This is a genomic window from Ruegeria sp. AL7 (assembly GCF_056536105.1).
Genome location: NZ_JBQFJF010000001.1, coordinates 2,154,354 through 2,173,212, shown reverse-complemented (window position 1 = coordinate 2,173,212; position 18,859 = coordinate 2,154,354). Strand labels below are relative to the sequence as shown.

The window sequence follows — 18,859 nt, the reverse complement described above, 5'->3', positions numbered from 1 at the left end:
CATTTCTTAAAGAGTACCTTGGGGGAGGACGCACTTCATGTCGCAGCTGGTCATTTTTACTCTGCAGGTCGGAGGCGGAACGCTTGCCCTTACTTCAATGCCCGGGCGTGGCGGGGATTACGTCGGCGATCTGGATATGATTGCGGCTTGGAAACCGGGCCTTGTGATTTCAATGACGACGGATGTTGAAATGCTTCAGGATGGCGCGCAGCACTTTGGCAGCGACATCCAAAGCCGTGCCAGCCGGTGGGTTCACCTGCCGATCGAAGATTTTGGAGCACCGACGCAGGCGGTTCAGAAGGCCTGGCCAGAGGTCAGCGCCACGGCCCGACATGCGCTGTCGGGCGGTGGCCGGGTTCTTGTGCATTGCCGTGGGGGGTGCGGCAGATCCGGGATGATTGTTCTGCGACTGATGGTTGAATGCGGTGAACGCGCCAGCGACGCACTGGACCGCCTGCGGGCCGTGCGCCCCTGCGCTGTCGAAACCGATGCGCAGCTGGCCTGGGCGTCCCGGATCACCCCGGCACAGGTGGAAGTGGGATCAAGCTGACAGCTGCTGGGGTGCGTAGCCGGTTTTCCGGGGCCGGATCGTTGAAACCTCGATCATGGCGCAAGGCGGGTTCGCGACAATGCCCGAGGGCAGCGTGCTGAATGTAGGTCCGAAGATCAAATCGGCATAGGCATCAAGGTCCCGAATTGCCGTATCAGGGTGCGCCCCGCAGAAAACGCGAACGCTGTCGGATCGCGCTCGGATCGTTGCCATGCACCCTTCCGCGCAATGTGACAGCGCGCTGTTGCCTTCAAATTCGAAATCTTCGCTGGTGGCCGAAACCGCCTGCGCCATGGCTTCGGAAATCGAGCGGGCCAGTCGCGCCAAAGCCGGGCAGGTATTGCCCGTCCGCTGGCACACAGTTGCGCTGTATTCGTGTGACTTTGTCTTCCAGATCATCCTGCGCCCTCCGCGCGTGGTGGGCTGGATATTGGGGCAGGTGGGACAGCATCTCGCTGTCAGGACCTGCCCGGACACCCCGCCCGAGTTTCGGTTTCAGTTCCGATGGCAGGTCTCCTGACTTGCGGGTCATTGCTCTGCCGACCTTCCCAGCCCGTGGGCCAGTGGTATTTCGGCATTGCTTACCGCTTACAGTTGCGGGGGCAGTCGCGGACTTGGTTGATATCTGTGTGACCAGACAAACCGCACCGTGTTCCCTTTTCATCCCGACCTCTTGTGGGGGCCGGAAACCATCACACAACCGCTAGCGCCTGATCGCGTTCCGAGTCAAGCCGATCTTTAGGCCGGACGTTTGGTCATGCTGGATGCGGTTTACGTTCCGGCTTAGTTTCGTCGGCATCGAAGGCAGGCAAACCATTGTTTCAGCGAAAGCCGGGGATCATGTTGGATACGGAACAGACGGTGTTGATCGAAGATTTCCGCTTTCCGTCAGGGTCCGTGACCTTGTCGGCGCGGCTGTACCGGCCAGTGGGTGAGCCGGAAACCGTTGTCGTACTTAACAGTGCCACGGGTGTGCCGCGTGACTATTATCAACACTTTGCGCGATGGCTGGCTACCGAGCGGGGGATAGCTTGCCTGACCTATGACTATCGGGACTACGGGCTTTCTTTGGTCGGCCGCCTGAAAGACGCAACTGCAACAATGGCGGATTGGGCGTTGATCGACATGCCAGCGGCACGGGCCGAAATGCGCAGGCGGTTTCCAAAGGCGCAGCAGTGGACCATCGGCCATTCCGTCGGTGCGATGCTGGGGCCGGTGCAGCCGGATATCGACCAGATCGACCGAATGATCGGTGTGTGTTCGGGGCTGGTGACTTTGAAAGATCACCCATGGCCCTATCGGGGGTTGGCAGGGCTGTTCTGGTATGGCCATGCACCGCTGATGGTGCGGGCGCTTGGGTATCTGCCCGGCAAAGCGATCGGGTTTGGTTCGGACCTGCCCGCCTCGGTCTACTGGCAATGGCGCAAATGGTGTACAGCTCCTCTTAGCTACATTCCCGAGATCGGGCAGAATTTGCCTGATGCGCATTGGGGCAGTTCTGGAACACCTGTGGATCTGTTCACGTTCGAAGATGACCAGATGGCTCCGCCCGAGGCAGTTTGGCGCCTTGCCGACCTGTACGGCCCCGAGTCCAGACGCCACCTTATGAAGCCTGCTGAATTCGGACTGCCGGAAATAGGCCATATCGGAGCATTTGCCCGTCGCAATGCAGCGGTCTGGCCGCGCCTGATCGCCTGATCAGACGCGACGCAGGTTTTCCTAACACCTTGCAGTTATGGCCGTTTGCGAAGTTTCTTGTCCTGCATGACACCGCGCACCATCTTGCCGAACGCCTTGTCCCGCGCCCGCGATTGGGCAACGGTTTCCGAGTTTCGCTGATCTTCACGCCGCAGCTTGCGCCAACGGTCCAGCCGCGCCGGATCAAGAACGCCTTCGTCGATTGCGTTCTGCACGGTACAGCCGGGCTCGGTCTCGTGCTGACAATCCGAAAAGCGACAGCTTTGGCCAAGCTCCGTGATGTCCGAGAACACGTTGTCGATCCCGTCCTGAGCGTCCAGCAAACGCAGTGCGCGCATTCCCGGCGTGTCGATCAGCCAGCCACCGTTACCCATCCCGTGCAACGCGCGCACCGTTGTCGTGTGTCTGCCCCGTGCGTCGTCGTCGCGAATTCCAGACGTGGCGAGGTTTTGATCCGTCATGGCGTTGCTGAGCGTCGTTTTACCTACGCCCGACGACCCGACCAGCGCGCCGGTCTGGCCTTTGGGGCACCATGCCAGAACCTTTTCGACATCTGCCGGGTCCAGCGCATTGATCGCCAGCACCGACAGAAAAGGGTCCAGAGATTGCACTTGTCCCGAGAAACTGCCGGGGTCATCCGACTGGTCAGCTTTCGTCAGGACGACGACCGGATAACATCCGGCCTGATGCGCCAGCGCCAGATAACGTTCCAGCCGAGGCAGGTTGAAATCGGCGTTGCACGAGCTGACGATGAACAACACATCGACATTAGCGGCAATCAGTTGTGTTGTGGCACCTGTACCGGCAGCCCTGCGTTGCAGCAGGCTGCGCCGGTCCAGAAGGCGACGTACGCGGTATTCGGCGTCCGCAAGAATCCAATCCCCGACGGCATATGAACCGGTCGGACTATCCGGTGTCAGCAAAGGGATTTCACCATTCGGGCTCAGCCCGATCAGACGGTCCCGATGAACCGAGGTAACGCGAAAGGGCGTGTCGGAAGGAAAAGCCGCGTGTTGCGCGGCAAAGTGAGAGGACCATCCCAGGTCCGAAAGCGTATAAGACATTTATCTGCCTGTTTTCAGAAACAGCAATGCCAACGGATGGCAATCGCGCATCCGCAGGTCGTGTGTTCAGGCAGTCCGGTGATTCCGGTGAATCAGAACCAGTCTGCCCGAAGGGTTTTCACTACAATCATAAAGCCCTCCTGCGGCTGTGGTTCACGAAGTGAGAGGTTGGACATCGACCCAAGCGGGGCTCGTTGTGGCTGCTTCCTTCCGGACCTGACCAGGTTGGCGAGGCGCTCGCCCGCGCCAACCTCTCGAGTCCGAGATATAGGGAAGGCATCGGGAAAAGACAACCCATCAGAGCGTCAGGCGAATGCGTTCAAATCCCCTGCCATCCGAGCCCAGCGACACGGGATCGAACCTGTGCAACTCATCCAGATATTTCAGGGCACCCGGACCTGTGCGAAGAATTGTTGTCACGCCCCGTTGCGGCATCAGCGAGAACGGGTAGGGCTGCGTGGCGATCGGGTCGGGCGGAAGGTGCTGCGCCAGGTAAACCTGCACAAGGTCCTTGATGCTCAGCGGTGGCAGGCTGATCAGCTCAGACGTTGTCGCATGCGGGAAATGCCCGCCTCCGCTGGCGCGGTAATTGTTCAGCGCCATAACGAACATCTGCTCCGGTCGTACGGGACGGCCTGCATATGTCAGATCGCTGATCCGCTTTTGGTCGGGGCGGATTATTTTCCCCTGCGCATCGTAACGAGGCGGCCGCGTGGGATCGATCTGATAAGACAGTCCAAACACGATGTCGAAATTGTATCCGGCCCGTTCAGGGTTGATCAGCTCGGGTTCGGAACCGGGCTTTAACTGGTTGAATACGCTGGCCGACATCTCCAACCAGTCCAGCAAATGCGCGCCGCTGATCCGGATTGCACGCAACTCGTTGGGAAACACATGCAGATCCGCGACATGGCGCAAACATATTTCTCCGGCGGGTACCTCGGTATAATGGCGCGGGCCTGAGCGTCCGCCGGATTTGGCAGGCGAAACAACCGACAAAATCGGCAGATCCGCCAGGTCTGGTCCCTGCAAAAACGGGCGCAGTGCGGCGGCTTGCGCCGCAGCTACAAGGGTCAGCCCGCGATCCGGCGCACAGCAACTGAAATAGCTGTGCAATGTATCCGGGATATGTGCCACCGGTGCGGCAACGGATTGACGGGTCATACGATGTGCCACCTCACACAAGCCCGCAATTTCACTGTCTTCCCCGACGGCTGTGCCGTTGCTGATAACCGGGCGCAGTTCGACGCAGCAATCCCGGATTTGCACTTTGCCGTCCGGCCCGGCGGTCACGGCCAAATCGATAACCCCCAGGTAAGAGCCCGCTGATCCCGGCATGACAACGGGTGTTCCATGTACCAGCCCCGTCAGGTGATCGACCATCGGGGTATTGGCATGGCCCTCTCCTGGAAGTGTCAGGTGAGTGTGCCCGGCCACAATGGCATCGATGCCTTTGATCGCGGCCAAGGGTATCACGGCGTTTTCCATCCCTGCCACCGGTTCGTTGCCCCCAAGGCCGGAATGAGCAAGCGCCACGATGATATCACACCCCTCGTCGCGCAATGTCTGCGTCAGGGACTTTGCCGCAACTAGGATATCCTCGACGACGATATCGTCATCCAGATTATGCGCCTCCCAACAGGCCGTTTGCGGCGGAAGAACCGAGAAGATGCCGATGCGAACGGGAATGTCTTCACCGTTCAAAGATACAGTGCGGTCCAGAACGGTGTATCGCTGCCAGAGCTGTGGGCCGCGCGTGCGATACAGGTTGCTGCAAACGACCGGACAGGGGGCTTGCGTCAGGATGTTGCCCAATGACACCAGCCCGAACCCGAAATCATGGTTGCCCAGCCCGATCGCGTCATAATCCAGGGCTTCGAACGCCTTCATCATCGGATGGGCAGTGCCACTCTTTGCCGCCCAATCGCCCATTGGGGTTCCCTGCAACGAATCCCCGTTGTCAAACATCAGCACCAGCGCGTCCTTGGCCTCTTGTCGGGCAGCGCGGATCAGGCTGGCAGTGCGCGTTAATCCAACCGTCTGGTCTGGCGTGTCAGTGTAATAGTCAAAACCGGTGAGGTTCATATGCAGGTCGGTTGTGGCCAGAATGCGAATTTTCCCAATGTCACCAATGGGCTGTACCTGCGTCGAGGAGGGGATCTTCACTTTGAGTATTCTGCTATTGAATGTGTGTATTGATTAAATCCATCAAAATTCACTCTAGATGATTTTTCCGAGGCCACCATGCGGCTTTTCAGCGGCAGGGTGGTGGATTTTCTATCCCTGAATAGCCATTGCAACACGGGCTGAGACGTGGCAGCCCTGTGCGCAAGACCAAAAGGAAATCCAATGAAAAACGCAGAGCAGGTAACCTTCGGGGGTTCGGGCCTTGATCGGGCGGCGCAGTATCGCGGAGATGCGGACAAGCTGGCCGAGGCGATGCACAACCCGGCCGCCCGCTGTGTCTTGCTGTGGCGTGGAAAACTGCTGGTACAGGGTGAGGGGCTGGACCAGCTTGCCATGATCCCGATGACGCACCCGCTGATTAGCAATGGTCCCGGCGGCGTCATTGAATCCCCGGTGTTTTTGAGTCTGAGCGCTGACAGCGCCCCCGTGTTTGCCGTTGATATTTCCGCATGGACAGCCGAGGGGCTGGATCTAACAGGTCTGGGCGCGTTCGTGGACAAGTCCGAACAACAGCACCCGGAGTTACCGCAAGGCCACGTGTTTGCCGAGCTGCGCCGGATCATGACACGGCTGTCGGCACGCGACGCGGAACTGGCGGCCACGTCTAAGGCAATAATCGGGTGGCATGAAACACATCGCTATTGCGCCCGATGCGGTGCCGCCAGCGAGGTGTCGCAGGGGGGATGGCAGCGCAGTTGCCCGTCCTGTGGCGGGCAGCACTTTCCGCGCACCGATCCGGTTGTGATCATGTTGATCACGCATGGAGACAGCGTGCTGATGGGCCGGTCTCCGGGTTGGCCTGATGGGATGTTTTCCTTGTTGGCGGGATTTGTTGAGCCCGGCGAAACACTTGAGGCAGCAGTGCGCCGCGAAGTGATGGAAGAGGCGGGCGTGCCGGTGGGTGCGGTTTCGTACCTGTCCAGTCAGCCCTGGCCATTTCCGGCCTCATTGATGTTTGGATGTGCGGGTGAGGCGCTGTCACGCGACATCGTGATCGACCCGGTCGAGATAGAAGAGGCGATGTGGGTCAGCAAATCCGAAATGATGCAGGCCTTTGCCGGTGATCATCCTAGGCTATTGCCAGCGCGCAAAGGGGCAATCGCTCATTTTCTGCTTCAGAACTGGCTTGCAGATACTCTGGACTGAGGAAACATTAGCTCAGCAATAAAACAGCAAAGGTCATTATGCAGTTTTCAGCGCGCGAAGATATCGAGGCCCCCATCCAATCGGTATTCGACATGGTGTCGGATTTTGAACGATTCGAGCGTATGGCAATGCGCCGTGGCATCGATGTGCGCCGTTTGGGCGGTGGCACAGCGGTGACGGCCGGAACCGAATGGAATACGGAGTTCAAGCTGCGCGGAAAGCCGCGTCAGATGTCGGTGGTGATGACGGATTTCGACAGGCCTTCGCAAATGCGATTTGACGCTGCCAGCAAGGGCATTACCGGGTTCACGACCGTGGATTTTCTGGCCCTGTCCCCGCGCCGGACGCGCCTGAGCGTAGAAATGTCACTCGCCGCCAAGTCCCTGCCGGCACGGTTGCTGTTGCAATCCATGAAGCTGGGGCAATCCAGATTTCGCAAACAGTTCCAGGTGCGTCTCAGCGAATTCGCACGCGAGTTGGAGCAAAGGTACCTGCATGGCGGGTAAGGCACATGATCGCACGGCAGGTGCGATGGGCCCGGACCACCTGAGTTTCAAACCCGCATCCGAAAGCGATGCCGAAGGGGTCGCTGGCGTTCTTCACGATCTGGTCTTGGTTGGCAAGCGGCGCAAAGCCCACGATGTCGATTTTGCCCTAAGGCACTATGTTCGCCACCCGGATCAAATACGGTGTACAATCGCCACGGACCCGAATGGTCACGTGCTTGGGTTCCAATCCCTGAAATATGCGGTCGAAAACCACCCCTACGACGTGTCAGTCGGGTGGGGCGTGATTGGAACCCATATCCGACCATCAGCCGCCCGGCTTGGGATCGGGCGCGCACTTTTCGCGCACACTCTGGACGCGGCCCGCGCGCATAGTCTCCCTGCTATCGATGCAACAATTGGCGCAGGCAATACCGAAGGTCTGGCCTACTACGAAGCCATGGGTTTCCGGACCTACCGCACGCAAGATGGGTCTGTGTCAATGGTCTACCGGATTAACCGCTAGAGAGCGACGATTCCAGGCGCAGCGGCGCGGGACATTGGGAGCCACCGGCATTGCAAACAGCTTCGAAAAACGGGCAACATCCAAACAAGCCCAAAGGAATGCCGTCGTGAACCGTGATTATCCACGCGGATGTGCTGCCGGATAGACGCCCAGAACCTCGACATTTGTCGTGAAATGCTCAAGCTCGTCCATGGCCAGCTGCACGTTGCGGTCTTCGGGATGCCCGACGATATCCGCGTAAAACTGCGTCGCGGTAAAGGAGCCGTCGACCATATAGCTTTCCAGCTTGGTCATGTTGATCCCATTGGTGGCAAACCCGCCCATCGCTTTGTAAAGCGCAGCAGGGATGTTGCGGACCTGAAACACAAAGCTGGTGATCATCCCATGATCGCCCCGGCGGGACAAATCCGTTTCGCGCGACATGACAAGAAAGCGGGTCGTATTGTCGTCATTATCCTCGATATGGCGGGCCAGAACGTTCAGGTTATAGATCTCACCGGCCAGCTCACTGGCCAGCGCGGCTGAATGCGGATTGCCTTCCTCGGCCACTTCGCGAGCGGCGCGGGCGTTATCGGGGCTGACGCGGCCGCGGATGCCGTGTTCCTTAAGGAAACCCGCACATTGCGGCAGCAGCACCAGATGCGAATGCGCCTCGGTTATGTCTTCCAGTTTTGCACCCGGCACGGCAAGAAGGTTGATATGAACCCGGACAAAGGCCTCATCGATGATATGCAGCCCGCTGTGGGGTAACAGCCGGTGAATATCGGCCACCCGCCCATAGGTCGTGTTCTCGACCGGAAGCATTGCCAGATCCGCATCGCCTGAGCGGACCGATTCGATCACATCCTCGAAGGTGCGGCAGGGCAGGGCTTCCATATCTGGCCGAGCGTTGCGGCAGGCCTCGTGACTGTAGGCGCCGGGTTCCCCCTGAAAAGCAATGCGATTGGTCATTTGGTCGATTCCATGCAACAAGTTCGCGATTTGGTCGTTTCGTCGCGGTGTCTATACCTTGCCTCTCGCAAGGGGAAGCCTTAGACAGCTGCCCAGACAGCTGAAATGGACTCGCGATCAATGTTCGACACGATGACAGTAACCAAGGCCGCCGCAGGCCTGTTCGGCACATTCCTGGTGCTGCTTCTGGCCAAGTGGGGGGCGGATGTCCTCTATTCTTCCGGTGGCCATGGCTCGGCTGAGGCCGCCTACATTATCGAAACCGAAAGCTCGGGCGAAAGCGCCGACGGTGAAGAAGTGGTCTTTGAGGACCTGCTGGCCGCCGCAGACGTCGAGAGCGGCGCAAAAGTGTTCCGCAAATGCACCGCGTGCCACAAGCTGGAAGACGGCGCAAACGGCACCGGCCCTTACCTGTACGGTGTGGTTAATCGCCCCGTCGCCTCGGCCAACGGCTTCACCGGTTACTCGGCCGGTATGCAGGCGCATGGCGGCAACTGGACACCCGAAGCGCTGGATGCCTTCCTGACCAAGCCCGGCAGCTATATCTCGGGCACATCGATGAGCTTTGCCGGCCTGAAAAAGCCGCAGGATCGCGCCGACGTGATTGCCTATCTGCAGACAATCGGCAACTGATTGCCTGACCGATCAGAACCATTCAAAGCCGCTGCCGCAACGCAGCGGCTTTTTTGTCTGAAGAAACCTTCACAAAGTGCTCACGCATTCTAAACTTGAATCTGCACGTGCTGGCACTTTAGCTAGCGGTTACGACATTGACGGTGACAATGACCGAGAGGATGAGCAATATGATATCCCTGATGCCTGCTGCACGTGATCTTGAGGTAAGGCCATGGGTTGGCATTTTGGGGCTCTGCGCCGCTCTGATTGCTCCGCATGCAGCACAGGCGCTGGATGAAGGCGTCACCCGCAGTCACGGGTATTCGTATTTCGGAAATCTGGATTACCCGGCGGATTATTCGCATCTGAATTATGTGAATCCCAACGCCCCCAAGGGTGGCGAGCTTTCGCTGGCAGCCTCTGGAACGTTCGATTCTCTCAACCCCTATTCACGCAAAGGGCGCGCCGGTGCGCTGACCACATTGCAATATGACCGTCTGTTTGAAAGTACCGAAGACAGTGTCGGGCAGTATTACGGCGTAGTTGCGGAAAGTCTGGAATATGACGAAGGGCGCAATTACGTCATTTTCCATTTGCGCCCCGAAGCAACTTTTTGGGATGGCACGCCTGTCACGGCGGAAGATGTTGTCTACAGCCACCGTTTGTTCATCGAACAGGGCCTGCCGTCTTATGCGCAGGCCGTTGGCCGTATGGTGACAGGAGCCGAGGCGTTGGATGACCATACCGTAAAATTTACCTTCAATCCCGAAGTCACCCGCCGCAGCCTGATCGAAACCGTCGGCTCAACTCCTGTTTTCTCAAAAGCATGGTTCGAGGCGGATGAGACACGGCGATTGGATGAACCGCGGCTGGAAGTGGCGGTGGGCTCTGGCCCCTACAAGCTCGACAGCTACGACATCAATCGCCGCATCGTTTACAAACGCCGGGACGATTATTGGGGCAAGGACCTGCCTTTCAATGTCGGGCGCAACAACTTCGATACAATCCGGGTTGAGTATTTCGCCGATCAGACGGCAGCGTTCGAGGGTTTTAAGGCAGGTGAATACACATTCCGGATCGAAAGTGACCCTAAGCTTTGGGCGACCGGGTATGATTTCCCAAAGCTGGATGAAGGCACAGTTATTCGGGATGAGATCGCGGATGGCAGCCCGCCGACACCTTCGGGCTTTGTCTTCAACCTTGGAAAGCCGCAATTTGCCGACAAGAATGTTCGCAAGGCCCTGGCCCTGGCCTTCAATTTCGAATGGACGAACGAGTCATTGTTGTTCGGCCTGAACACGTCGCGGGATTCTTTCACGCAAGGAACCCCGATCGAGGCGCAAGGCCTGCCCGAAGGGGCGGAGCTGGCGTTCCTGCAGGCGCTTGGCGACGTCGTTCCCGAAGATGTCCTGACGGAACCCGCTGTTGTGGCGCACGAATCAAACCCTGCACGCCTGAATGACCGAAAAAACCTGCGCAAAGCTGCCAACATGCTGGACGAGGCAGGCTGGTCCGTCGGCGAAGGCAATATTCGTCGCAATGCCGAAGGGCAGACTTTGAAGGTGAATATTCCATATCCTTCAAACCTGCCGACCTCGACCGCAACGATGATCGAAACCTATGTCCAGAACCTGCAATCCATCGGGGTGGATGCCTCGACCGAGAAAGTGGATCCGGCGCAATACACGTTGCGCAGCCGCGAGCGGGATTATGACATTGTCTATTCCACGCGCTACGGATCGTTCTTGTCTACCGGGGGCGGTCTGAGCCAGATGTACGGATCGGAAGAAGCGGCCTTTAGCCTGTTCAATCCGGCAGGTCTGGCCAGCCCCTTGGTCGACGCAATCATCGAAGCGTCCTTTGAGACTGACAATCAGGCCGATCAGGACACGGCGTTGATGGCTTTGGATCGCGCCTTGCGGTACGAGTTTTTCGTAATCCCCGTGGGATACATCGCAGAATACTGGACAGCATATTACGATATGTACGAATACCCGGAAAACCTGCCGCCCTATTCGCTGGGTTATCTTGATCTGTGGTGGATCAATCCGGAAAAACAGGCTGCGTTGAAAGCGAAAGGCGCGCTGCGATAACATGGGCGCCTATATACTAAGACGCTTATTGCTGATCATTCCGACCCTTCTGGGTATCATGATCGTCAACTTCACGCTGGTCCAGTTCGTACCTGGCGGGCCGGTCGAACAGATCATCGCGCAAATCGAAGGTCAGGGTGACGTGTTCGCCGGGTTCGCCGGTGGGGGCGACGCCGGAGCGGGTTCCGAACCGGCGGGCGGTGTCTTCGACGACAAATATGTCGGCGCACGCGGCCTTCCGCCCGAGTTTATTGCTGAGCTGGAAAAAGAATTCGGCTTCGACAAGCCCCCGCTTGAACGGTTCCTGATCATGATGGGCAACTATCTGACGTTTGATTTCGGCGAGAGTTATTTCCGCTCGATCAGTGTGATCGACCTGGTGCTAGAAAAGATGCCGGTCTCGATCTCGCTGGGGCTGTGGTCGACCCTGATTGCCTATCTGGTCTCGATCCCGCTGGGTATTCGAAAGGCGGTCAAGGATGGATCGCAATTCGATACCTGGACAAGCGGGGCGATTATTGTGGCCTATGCTATTCCGGGCTTTCTGTTTGCGATCCTGCTGCTGGTGCTCTTCGCTGGCGGATCATATTGGCAAATCTTCCCGCTGCGCGGCCTGACGTCGGACAATTGGGATAGCCTGAGTTTCTTTGGCAAGATCACGGATTATTTCTGGCACATAGCACTGCCGACGATTGCGCTGACGATATCTGCCTTTGCGACGCTGACCCTGCTGACCAAGAACTCGTTTCTGGATGAGATCAAGAAACAGTATGTCATGACCGCCCGTGTCAAAGGGCTGAGCGAGCGCAAGGTTCTCTATGGTCATGTCTTCCGCAACGCGATGCTGATCGTGATTGCAGGGTTCCCGGCCGTGTTCATCGGGGTGTTTTTTGGCGGGTCGATCATCATCGAGACGATCTTCTCGCTGGATGGTTTGGGCCGATTGGGGTTCGAGGCCGCCGTGGCCCGCGATTACCCGGTGATCTTCGGCACGCTGTTCATCTTCGGTCTGATGGGGCTGGTCGTTGGCATCATCAGCGACCTGATGTATGTGCTGGTCGACCCGCGCATCGATTTTGAAAAGCGGGAGGGGTAAATGGCTTTGTCCCCGCTAAACCAGCGCCGCTGGAGCAATTTCCGCCGCAACAGACGGGCCTTCTGGTCGCTGATCATCTTCGCGGTATTGTTCGGCCTGTCGTTGTTTGCCGAGTTCATCGCCAACGACAAACCCATCCTTGTAAAGTATCGGGGAGAGTACTTTACGCCGGTTTTCAACTTCTATGCCGAAACCGAATTTGGCGGTGATTTCCAGACCGAAGCGATCTATCGCGACCCCGAGGTTCAGTGCCTTATCGACAGCGGTGGATTGGAAGACTGTTTCGACGATCCCGAAGGCATCATCGAACAGATCGACGCCGGTACATTCCAGGCCGAGGGTTTTGAACGCGGCTGGTCGCTCTGGCCGTTGATCCCCTATTCCTTCAATACCTCGGTGGATCGGCCCGGCGCGGCGCCCCTGCCGCCCAACGGCCAGAACCTGCTGGGTACCGATGATACCAAGCGCGACGTGCTGGCCCGCGTGATTTACGGCTTTCGCCTTTCGATCCTGTTCACGCTGCTTGTGACGGGCGCGGCAAGCCTTATCGGGATTTTCGCGGGCGCCATCCAAGGGTTCTTTGGTGGGTGGCTGGACCTGATCTTTCAGCGGATCATCGAGATCTGGTCCGCAACCCCGTCGCTTTATGTCATCATCATCATGTTTGCGGTGCTGGGGCGAAGTTTCTGGTTGCTGGTCGCGCTGATGATCCTGTTCAGCTGGACCGGGCTGGTTGGCGTGGTGCGCGCCGAGTTCCTGCGGGCGCGGAACCTTGAATATGTGCGCGCCGCGCGGGCGCTGGGCGTGGGCAACATGACGATCATGTTCCGCCATATGCTGCCCAATGCGATGGTGGCCACGCTGACCTTCATGCCGTTCATCGTCACCGGAACCATCGGCGGGCTGGCTTCGCTGGATTATCTGGGCTTTGGCCTGCCATCCTCGGCCCCCTCGCTGGGAGAGCTGACCTTGCAGGCCAAACAGAACCTGCAGGCCCCATGGCTGGCCTTCACCGCCTTCTTCACCTTTGCCATCATGCTGTCGCTGCTGGTCTTCATCTTTGAAGGCGTGCGGGATGCGTTCGATCCCAGAAAGACCTTCTCATGAGCTTGCTGGATGTGAAAAACCTCAAGGTCTCGTTCCGTCAGGATGGGCAGGTCAACGCGGCCGTCAAAGGCGTGTCCTTCACTGTGGACCGCGGGGAAACCGTCGCGCTGGTGGGCGAATCCGGATCGGGCAAATCGGTCACCGCGCTCAGCACCGTATCTTTGCTGGGCGACAGCGCGTTGGTCGAAGGCTCGGTCACCTATGACGGGCAAGAGATGATTGGCGCCTCGGAACAGCGTCTGATGGATGTGCGGGGCAACGACATCAGCTTTATCTTTCAAGAGCCGATGACATCGCTGAACCCTTTGCACACGATCCAGAAACAGATGGCTGAATCGCTGGCCCTGCATCAGGGTGTCGCTGGCGATGTGGCACGGGACAGGATTGTCGAATTGCTGACCAAGGTCGGTATCCGCGATCCTCAAGACCGGCTGGACAGCTATCCGCATCAGTTGTCGGGCGGTCAGCGGCAGCGGGTGATGATCGCCATGGCCCTTGCCAACAAACCGGACATCCTGATCGCGGATGAGCCGACAACGGCACTGGATGTGACCATTCAGGCGCAGATCCTCGAGCTGCTGGCTGAATTGCAGAAATCGGAAAACATGGGGATGCTGTTTATCACTCATGATCTGGGCATCGTGCGCCGCATCGCCGACCGGGTCTGTGTGATGAAAGACGGCGAGATTGTCGAGACCGGCGTGACGGCCGAGATATTCGAAAACCCGCAGCACCCCTATACCCGCAAACTACTGGCGGCAGAACCGTCGGGTCAGCCTGAACCCGTTGCCACAGATGCGGAAGAGGTCGCACGCACCGACCACATTAAGGTCTGGTTCCCGATCCAGCGCGGGTTTCTGAAGCGTACGGTTGGATATGTGAAAGCGGTGAACGACGCGACCCTCAGCGTGCGCGCGGGTGAGACGTTGGGGATTGTTGGCGAAAGCGGGTCGGGCAAGACCACACTGGCACTGGCCATAATGCGGCTGATTGCGTCCGAGGGTGGCATCACCTTTCGCGATCAGGACGTGCGCAAATGGTCCACGCGGGAACTGCGCCGGTTGCGCAAGGACATGCAGATCGTGTTTCAGGACCCGTTTGGCAGCCTCAGCCCGCGGATGACCTGTCAGCAGATCATTGCGGAAGGTCTGGCCATTCACAAAGTCGACCCGGACCGCGCGCCACGCGAACTTGTGGCCGAGGTGATGACCGAAGTGGGGCTTGATCCGGCAACGATGGATCGATACCCGCACGAGTTTTCCGGCGGTCAGCGTCAGCGCATCGCCATTGCCCGCGCGATGGTTCTGCGGCCCAAACTGCTGGTCTTGGACGAGCCAACCAGCGCGCTGGATATGACCGTTCAGGTTCAGATCGTCGATCTGCTGCGCAATCTGCAACAGAAATACGGGCTGGCCTATCTGTTCATCAGCCATGACCTGAAAGTGGTCCGTGCCATGTCGCACAAAGTGATCGTCATGCGAAACGGCGATGTGGTCGAAATGGGCGCGGCAGAGGATTTGTTCGAAAACGCCCAGACCGACTATACCCGCGAGCTGATTGCAGCGGCGGGATAGCATGAAAAAACAAAGAAATGACTACGTCGGTAAGGCATTCTTCGTCGGGATTTCTTGCTTAGTTGCATTCAGCTGCCAAGAGTTCCGAACCTCTTTCAAAGCTCAAGTTGGTCTAGGTCTCGCAGTTTTCGCGGTTTTGTTTGGCGCGTCGCTTTGGGAATGGCTCAAGTCCAAGTGGTGACTGTACAGAGATAGGGTCGAAGGCACTTGTGCCTTCGACAGTCTCAACACCGACTGAGTAAACGTGGGCAAGTTAAGCGCTTGCCTTTTCTTTGGTCGCCGCTTTCGGCACAGGCCCGCGCAGTTCCTCGTAGTGATCAAAGCTAAGCTTGACCCACCCGGTCCCGCGCGTGGCACTGGCAAGGGTGCGGTGCAGTTCGTCCTCGGCAACGGCGGGCAACTGGGCGTTGAATATCTCCCAGCCCGTCGCATTCGGGTTGCCCTCAAATCCCAGAACCTGCCCCTGAAGGGTGCTGATCGTTGGCACAAGATCGCCCACAAAAGCCGAGGGCAAGTGTATCTCGGCGCTCAGGATTGGTTGCAGGACAACCGGCTTGGCCTGCGGCAACGCCTCGCGCACGGCGTTTTTGCCTGCGGTCCGGAAGGCATAATCCGAACTGTCCACATTGTGGTGTTTGCCATCGCTCAGGGTCACTTTGACATCAACCACGGGAAAGCCTTCGGGGCCTTGTTCCAATGCGTCCTTGGCCCCGTGTTCCACCGACGGGATGTAGTTCTTGGGAACGGCACCGCCCTTGACCACCTCATCGAACTGGAACCCCGATCCGCGCGGCAATGGCGCAACCGAAATCACCACATCTGCGAATTGCCCCGCGCCGCCGGACTGTTTGCGATGGCGATGGCGATGCTCAACCGTTGTGCGAATGGTTTCGCGATAGGCGGTTTCCACCTGTTCCGCCTCGATCTCGATCCCGAAATCCTCGGCCAGCTTGGCGGTCACGCGGCGCATATGTTGCGGTCCCTGCGAGCCCAGAATCGAATGACCGCTCATCTCATCCTGTTGCAGGTGCAGGCCCGGATCGATTTCGGCCAGACGGCTCAGGGCGTTTGACAGGCGCACATCGTCCCGCTCATGCGCGGGCGAGACGACCTGACGATGCGCAACCGGATGAGACGACGCCCATTCCGGCAGTTCCGTCGCAGAAGAACTGTCATAAATGTATCCGGGGTTGAGGTGATCGGATTTGACCGCCAGTCCGATCTGCCCAGCCTCCAGCGTGGCGATCTGGGTCTTGGCGTCCAGAGTTGTCAGGTTGCCGACCGTTTCACCGCCCAACGCCTCATGCGCTTTTACCCCGTCCCCAAGGCCGCGCAGAACGATGATCTTTCCGATATGCTTTTTGACATCCGCAAAGCCAGCAATGGCACGGGCGCTTTCGGCGGCCTCGTCCCGTCCGGCAGCAATATCAAACTCGGGGGCCTCATGACGCAGCGCTTTCATCAGGCGCGTCAGCCCGTTGCCGTGGCTTGCGGCGCCCAGACAAGCGGGGATCAACTGATGATTCTGTAGAACTTGCGCGGCCAGCTCATAAACCTCATCGCTTGGGGGCTGTTTGTCTTCGATCAACTGTTCCAGCAGGTGATCATCGAAATCGGAAAGCGTCTCAAGCAACTCGGTCCGGGCTTCCTGCTCGCGATCCTCGACAGATTTGGGCAGCTCAATCAGGGCCGACGGCTGGCCCTCCTGATACTTCCACGCCCGTTCCGAGATCAGATCGACCGCGCCGATGATCGTGTCGCCCTCGCGGATCGGAACCTGACGCAGGGCGATGTGGTGCGTGCAATAGGTTTGCAGCGCCGCGATGATGTCGCGGATGCGGCCATTGGGGTTATCCATGCGGTTGATGAAAAGAAAACAGGGAATGCCCGCCTCTTCCACCAGCCGAAGATAAGGCGCGCACAGCACGGCGGCATTTGGATCGGGCGGTACCACGATAACGGCTGCATCCGAGATTGCCATGGCAGGCCCGACATAAGCGAGGGAATCGCCACCCCCATCCACGTCGACTGCGCACCAGGGCTCGTCCAGGTAAGAAAAACCGTGCAAGTGCACGGTTCCGGAAACATCGAATGTGGTCGGGCGCCCGTCGAGGCGGCTGATGGCCTCGACCAGGGTAGATTTGCCCGACTGGCTGGGCCCGAGGACGGTGAATACGCGCATGAGTGTTGTCCCTCTTTCAGGTTGCAGAATGGCTGCACGAAAAGGGCCATCCGACGCAGTCGCGTCAGCTAGGACTGTCTGTAATTTGCCCGCCTCAGGCCGCAGGGCGAAACATCACCCCACAGCTTGAGTGTGGGAAAAACCGCAGGCGTGCGTCAAGCCCCCGATGTGTTTTGTGCTTTCCGGGCTGAATGTTGCCCGCAAAAAGAGAGGTCAGATCGCCGAGCTGTGCCCGGCTTTGCTGAGGTCGTATGCGTCAAAGCTGCGGGCAACCATCCGGGTCAGCGCGCGCGCCTCGGGGGGGATAAACAGCCCCTCGTCGCTGATTTGCAGCAGCCCGTCGAATGAGGCGTTGGCAGCGCGATACATGTCGTTCAGCGCTGCGACCGAGATATCGTGATCGCGCAGGATTTCAGCCGAATCGATCCGGAAATCGCACATCAGCGCTTCGATCAGACGGGCGCGCAGAATATCCTGACCTTTGAACAGGTGCCCGCGGGATGTCGAAAACTGCCCGTTGCGAATGGCCTTGGTATGAGCAGACGTAGCCGGGGCATTCTGCGCATAGCCTTGTGGAAAGCGCGAGATCGAGCTGGCCCCGACACCGATCAGAACATCGGCCAGGTCGTCGGTATAACCCTGGAAGTTCCGCTTCAGACGACCCGCGCGCAGGGCATGGGTCAGCCCGTCATCCTGCGTGGCAAAATGGTCGATGCCGATCTCGGCGTAGTTGTCCCACAGGAACAGGCGGCGGGCGGTGTCGAACAGTTCCAGCCGTTGTTCGGGCGTTGGCAGTGCGTCCGACGGGATCAGCTGCTGCCGTTTGGCCATCCACGGCACATGGGCATACCCATAAAGCGCCACGCGGTCCGGGCTGAGCGACAGAAGCTTCTGCACGCTTTCCGTCATCCGGGCCTTTGTCTGGTGTGGCAGCCCGTAAAGGATGTCCGCATTCAGGCTGGCAATGCCACGTGCGCGGATCATGTCGATTGCATCGCGCGTGGTATCGTAGCTTTGAATGCGGCCAATGGTTTTCTGGATTTCATCGTCGAAATCCTGCACCCCGATCGAGGCACGGTTCATGCCCGCCTCTGCCAGCGCATCCAGACGCGCCTCGTCAATCTCGTTCGGATCGATTTCAACCGAGAATTCGGCATCCGGCCCCATGGGGACGATCCCCAGAATGTGCTGTGCCAGATCGCGCATCAGCTGGGCGTTCAGCAACGTCGGCGTACCGCCGCCCCAGTGCAGGCGCGACAGCACCACACCCGCGGGCAGGCGCGCCGCCAGCAGGTCCAGCTCGGCTTTCAGAACATCCACATAGGCAATCACCGGGTTATCGGTTTGTGTGCCTTGCGTCCTGCAGGCGCAGAACCAGCACAGCCTGCGGCAGAACGGGACGTGGATGTAAAGGGATATGGCGCTGCCGGGTTTGATTCCCGAAATCCAGTCGCCAAACATGTCCGCCCCCACGTCATTGTTGAAATGGGGCGCTGTGGGATAGCTTGTGTAACGCGGTACTTTCGCGTCAAAAAGTCCAAGCTTTGCCAATTGTGGTTTCACTATCATGACGATACCCTTAGGG

16 protein-coding genes, 1 other RNA gene and 1 riboswitch are annotated in these 18,859 nt (G+C 58.6%); of the genes, 10 read left to right on the top strand and 7 right to left on the bottom strand.

Annotated features, from left to right (window positions below):
- Window positions 1–37 precede the first annotated feature (37 nt).
- Complete coding sequence (locus ACR3E2_RS10960; RefSeq protein ID WP_480484674.1) at window positions 38–550, top strand: protein-tyrosine phosphatase family protein; 513 nt, start codon at window positions 38–40, stop codon at window positions 548–550.
- Here ACR3E2_RS10960 and ACR3E2_RS10955 read toward each other — a convergent pair.
- Window positions 542–949 (bottom strand): hypothetical protein, encoded by a 408-nt coding sequence (locus tag ACR3E2_RS10955; protein ID WP_480484675.1) that lies wholly within the window; start codon window positions 947–949, stop codon window positions 542–544. The genes ACR3E2_RS10960 and ACR3E2_RS10955 overlap by 9 nt on opposite strands.
- 90 nt (window positions 950–1,039) lie before the next feature.
- Window positions 1,040–1,258, bottom strand: a riboswitch (cobalamin riboswitch).
- Window positions 1,259–1,390: 132 nt separating this feature from the next.
- Here ACR3E2_RS10955 and ACR3E2_RS10950 point away from each other — a divergent pair.
- Complete coding sequence (locus ACR3E2_RS10950) at window positions 1,391–2,248, top strand: alpha/beta hydrolase family protein (protein WP_480484676.1); 858 nt, start codon at window positions 1,391–1,393, stop codon at window positions 2,246–2,248.
- Between the two features lie 35 nt (window positions 2,249–2,283).
- On the opposite strand, the gene rsgA is transcribed toward ACR3E2_RS10950, so the two are convergent.
- The 3 genes from rsgA to ACR3E2_RS10935 form a co-directional block, all read right to left on the bottom strand.
- On the bottom strand, window positions 2,284–3,312 hold the full coding sequence (rsgA, locus tag ACR3E2_RS10945; RefSeq protein WP_480484677.1) for a ribosome small subunit-dependent GTPase A: 1,029 nt from the start codon (window positions 3,310–3,312) through the stop codon (window positions 2,284–2,286).
- A gap of 158 nt (window positions 3,313–3,470) precedes the next feature.
- Window positions 3,471–3,569: signal recognition particle sRNA small type (gene ffs / locus ACR3E2_RS10940), an RNA gene on the bottom strand.
- A 40-nt stretch (window positions 3,570–3,609) separates the two neighbouring features.
- A complete protein-coding gene (locus ACR3E2_RS10935) occupies window positions 3,610–5,478 on the bottom strand; it encodes a bifunctional 2',3'-cyclic-nucleotide 2'-phosphodiesterase/3'-nucleotidase (protein WP_480484678.1) in 1,869 nt (622 codons plus the stop codon).
- A gap of 183 nt (window positions 5,479–5,661) precedes the next feature.
- Between ACR3E2_RS10935 and nudC the strand changes: the two genes are divergently transcribed.
- From nudC to ACR3E2_RS10920, 3 genes are read left to right on the top strand one after another with little or no spacing between them, the layout of a single operon-like run.
- Window positions 5,662–6,645, top strand: a complete 984-nt coding sequence (nudC, locus tag ACR3E2_RS10930; RefSeq protein WP_480484679.1) for an NAD(+) diphosphatase — start codon at window positions 5,662–5,664, stop codon at window positions 6,643–6,645.
- Between the two features lie 38 nt (window positions 6,646–6,683).
- Window positions 6,684–7,151, top strand: a complete 468-nt coding sequence (locus ACR3E2_RS10925) for an SRPBCC family protein (RefSeq protein ID WP_480484680.1) — start codon at window positions 6,684–6,686, stop codon at window positions 7,149–7,151.
- Window positions 7,141–7,656 carry an N-acetyltransferase family protein gene (locus ACR3E2_RS10920; RefSeq protein WP_480484681.1) on the top strand — a complete coding sequence of 172 codons (516 nt, stop codon included), beginning with the start codon at window positions 7,141–7,143 and terminating at the stop codon, window positions 7,654–7,656. Before ACR3E2_RS10925 ends, ACR3E2_RS10920 begins: the two co-directional genes overlap by 11 nt.
- Before the next feature lie 117 nt (window positions 7,657–7,773).
- Here the strand turns inward: ACR3E2_RS10920 and ACR3E2_RS10915 are convergent, their stop codons facing one another.
- Window positions 7,774–8,607, bottom strand: coding sequence for a prephenate dehydratase (locus ACR3E2_RS10915; RefSeq protein ID WP_209507731.1), 834 nt, complete (start codon window positions 8,605–8,607; stop codon window positions 7,774–7,776).
- A gap of 120 nt (window positions 8,608–8,727) precedes the next feature.
- On the opposite strand from ACR3E2_RS10915, the gene ACR3E2_RS10910 reads away from it, so the two are divergent.
- The 5 genes from ACR3E2_RS10910 to ACR3E2_RS10890 all read left to right on the top strand — a co-directional run bounded on the left by ACR3E2_RS10910 (window position 8,728) and on the right by ACR3E2_RS10890 (window position 15,092).
- On the top strand, window positions 8,728–9,240 hold the full coding sequence (locus ACR3E2_RS10910) for a c-type cytochrome (RefSeq protein WP_209507801.1): 513 nt from the start codon (window positions 8,728–8,730) through the stop codon (window positions 9,238–9,240).
- Window positions 9,241–9,410: 170 nt separating this feature from the next.
- Window positions 9,411–11,315: an extracellular solute-binding protein gene (locus tag ACR3E2_RS10905; RefSeq protein WP_480484682.1), complete on the top strand. Its 1,905-nt coding sequence runs from the start codon at window positions 9,411–9,413 to the stop codon at window positions 11,313–11,315.
- A gap of 1 nt (window position 11,316) precedes the next feature.
- Entirely contained in the window at window positions 11,317–12,411 is a 1,095-nt protein-coding gene (locus ACR3E2_RS10900) for a microcin C ABC transporter permease YejB (RefSeq protein ID WP_480484683.1), read from the top strand.
- Complete coding sequence (locus tag ACR3E2_RS10895) at window positions 12,412–13,518, top strand: ABC transporter permease (RefSeq protein WP_267363535.1); 1,107 nt, start codon at window positions 12,412–12,414, stop codon at window positions 13,516–13,518.
- The gene (locus tag ACR3E2_RS10890; protein ID WP_480484684.1) at window positions 13,515–15,092 is read left to right on the top strand and encodes an ABC transporter ATP-binding protein; all 1,578 of its coding nucleotides are present in this window, start codon (window positions 13,515–13,517) and stop codon (window positions 15,090–15,092) included. Before ACR3E2_RS10895 ends, ACR3E2_RS10890 begins: the two co-directional genes overlap by 4 nt.
- A 253-nt stretch (window positions 15,093–15,345) precedes the next feature.
- Here ACR3E2_RS10890 and ACR3E2_RS10885 read toward each other — a convergent pair whose 3' ends face one another.
- Window positions 15,346–17,274, bottom strand: coding sequence for an elongation factor G (locus ACR3E2_RS10885; protein WP_480484685.1), 1,929 nt, complete (start codon window positions 17,272–17,274; stop codon window positions 15,346–15,348).
- 213 nt (window positions 17,275–17,487) lie between these two features.
- Window positions 17,488–18,843, bottom strand: coding sequence for an oxygen-independent coproporphyrinogen III oxidase (gene hemN, locus ACR3E2_RS10880; protein ID WP_209598280.1), 1,356 nt, complete (start codon window positions 18,841–18,843; stop codon window positions 17,488–17,490).
- Window positions 18,844–18,859: the final 16 nt, after the last annotated feature.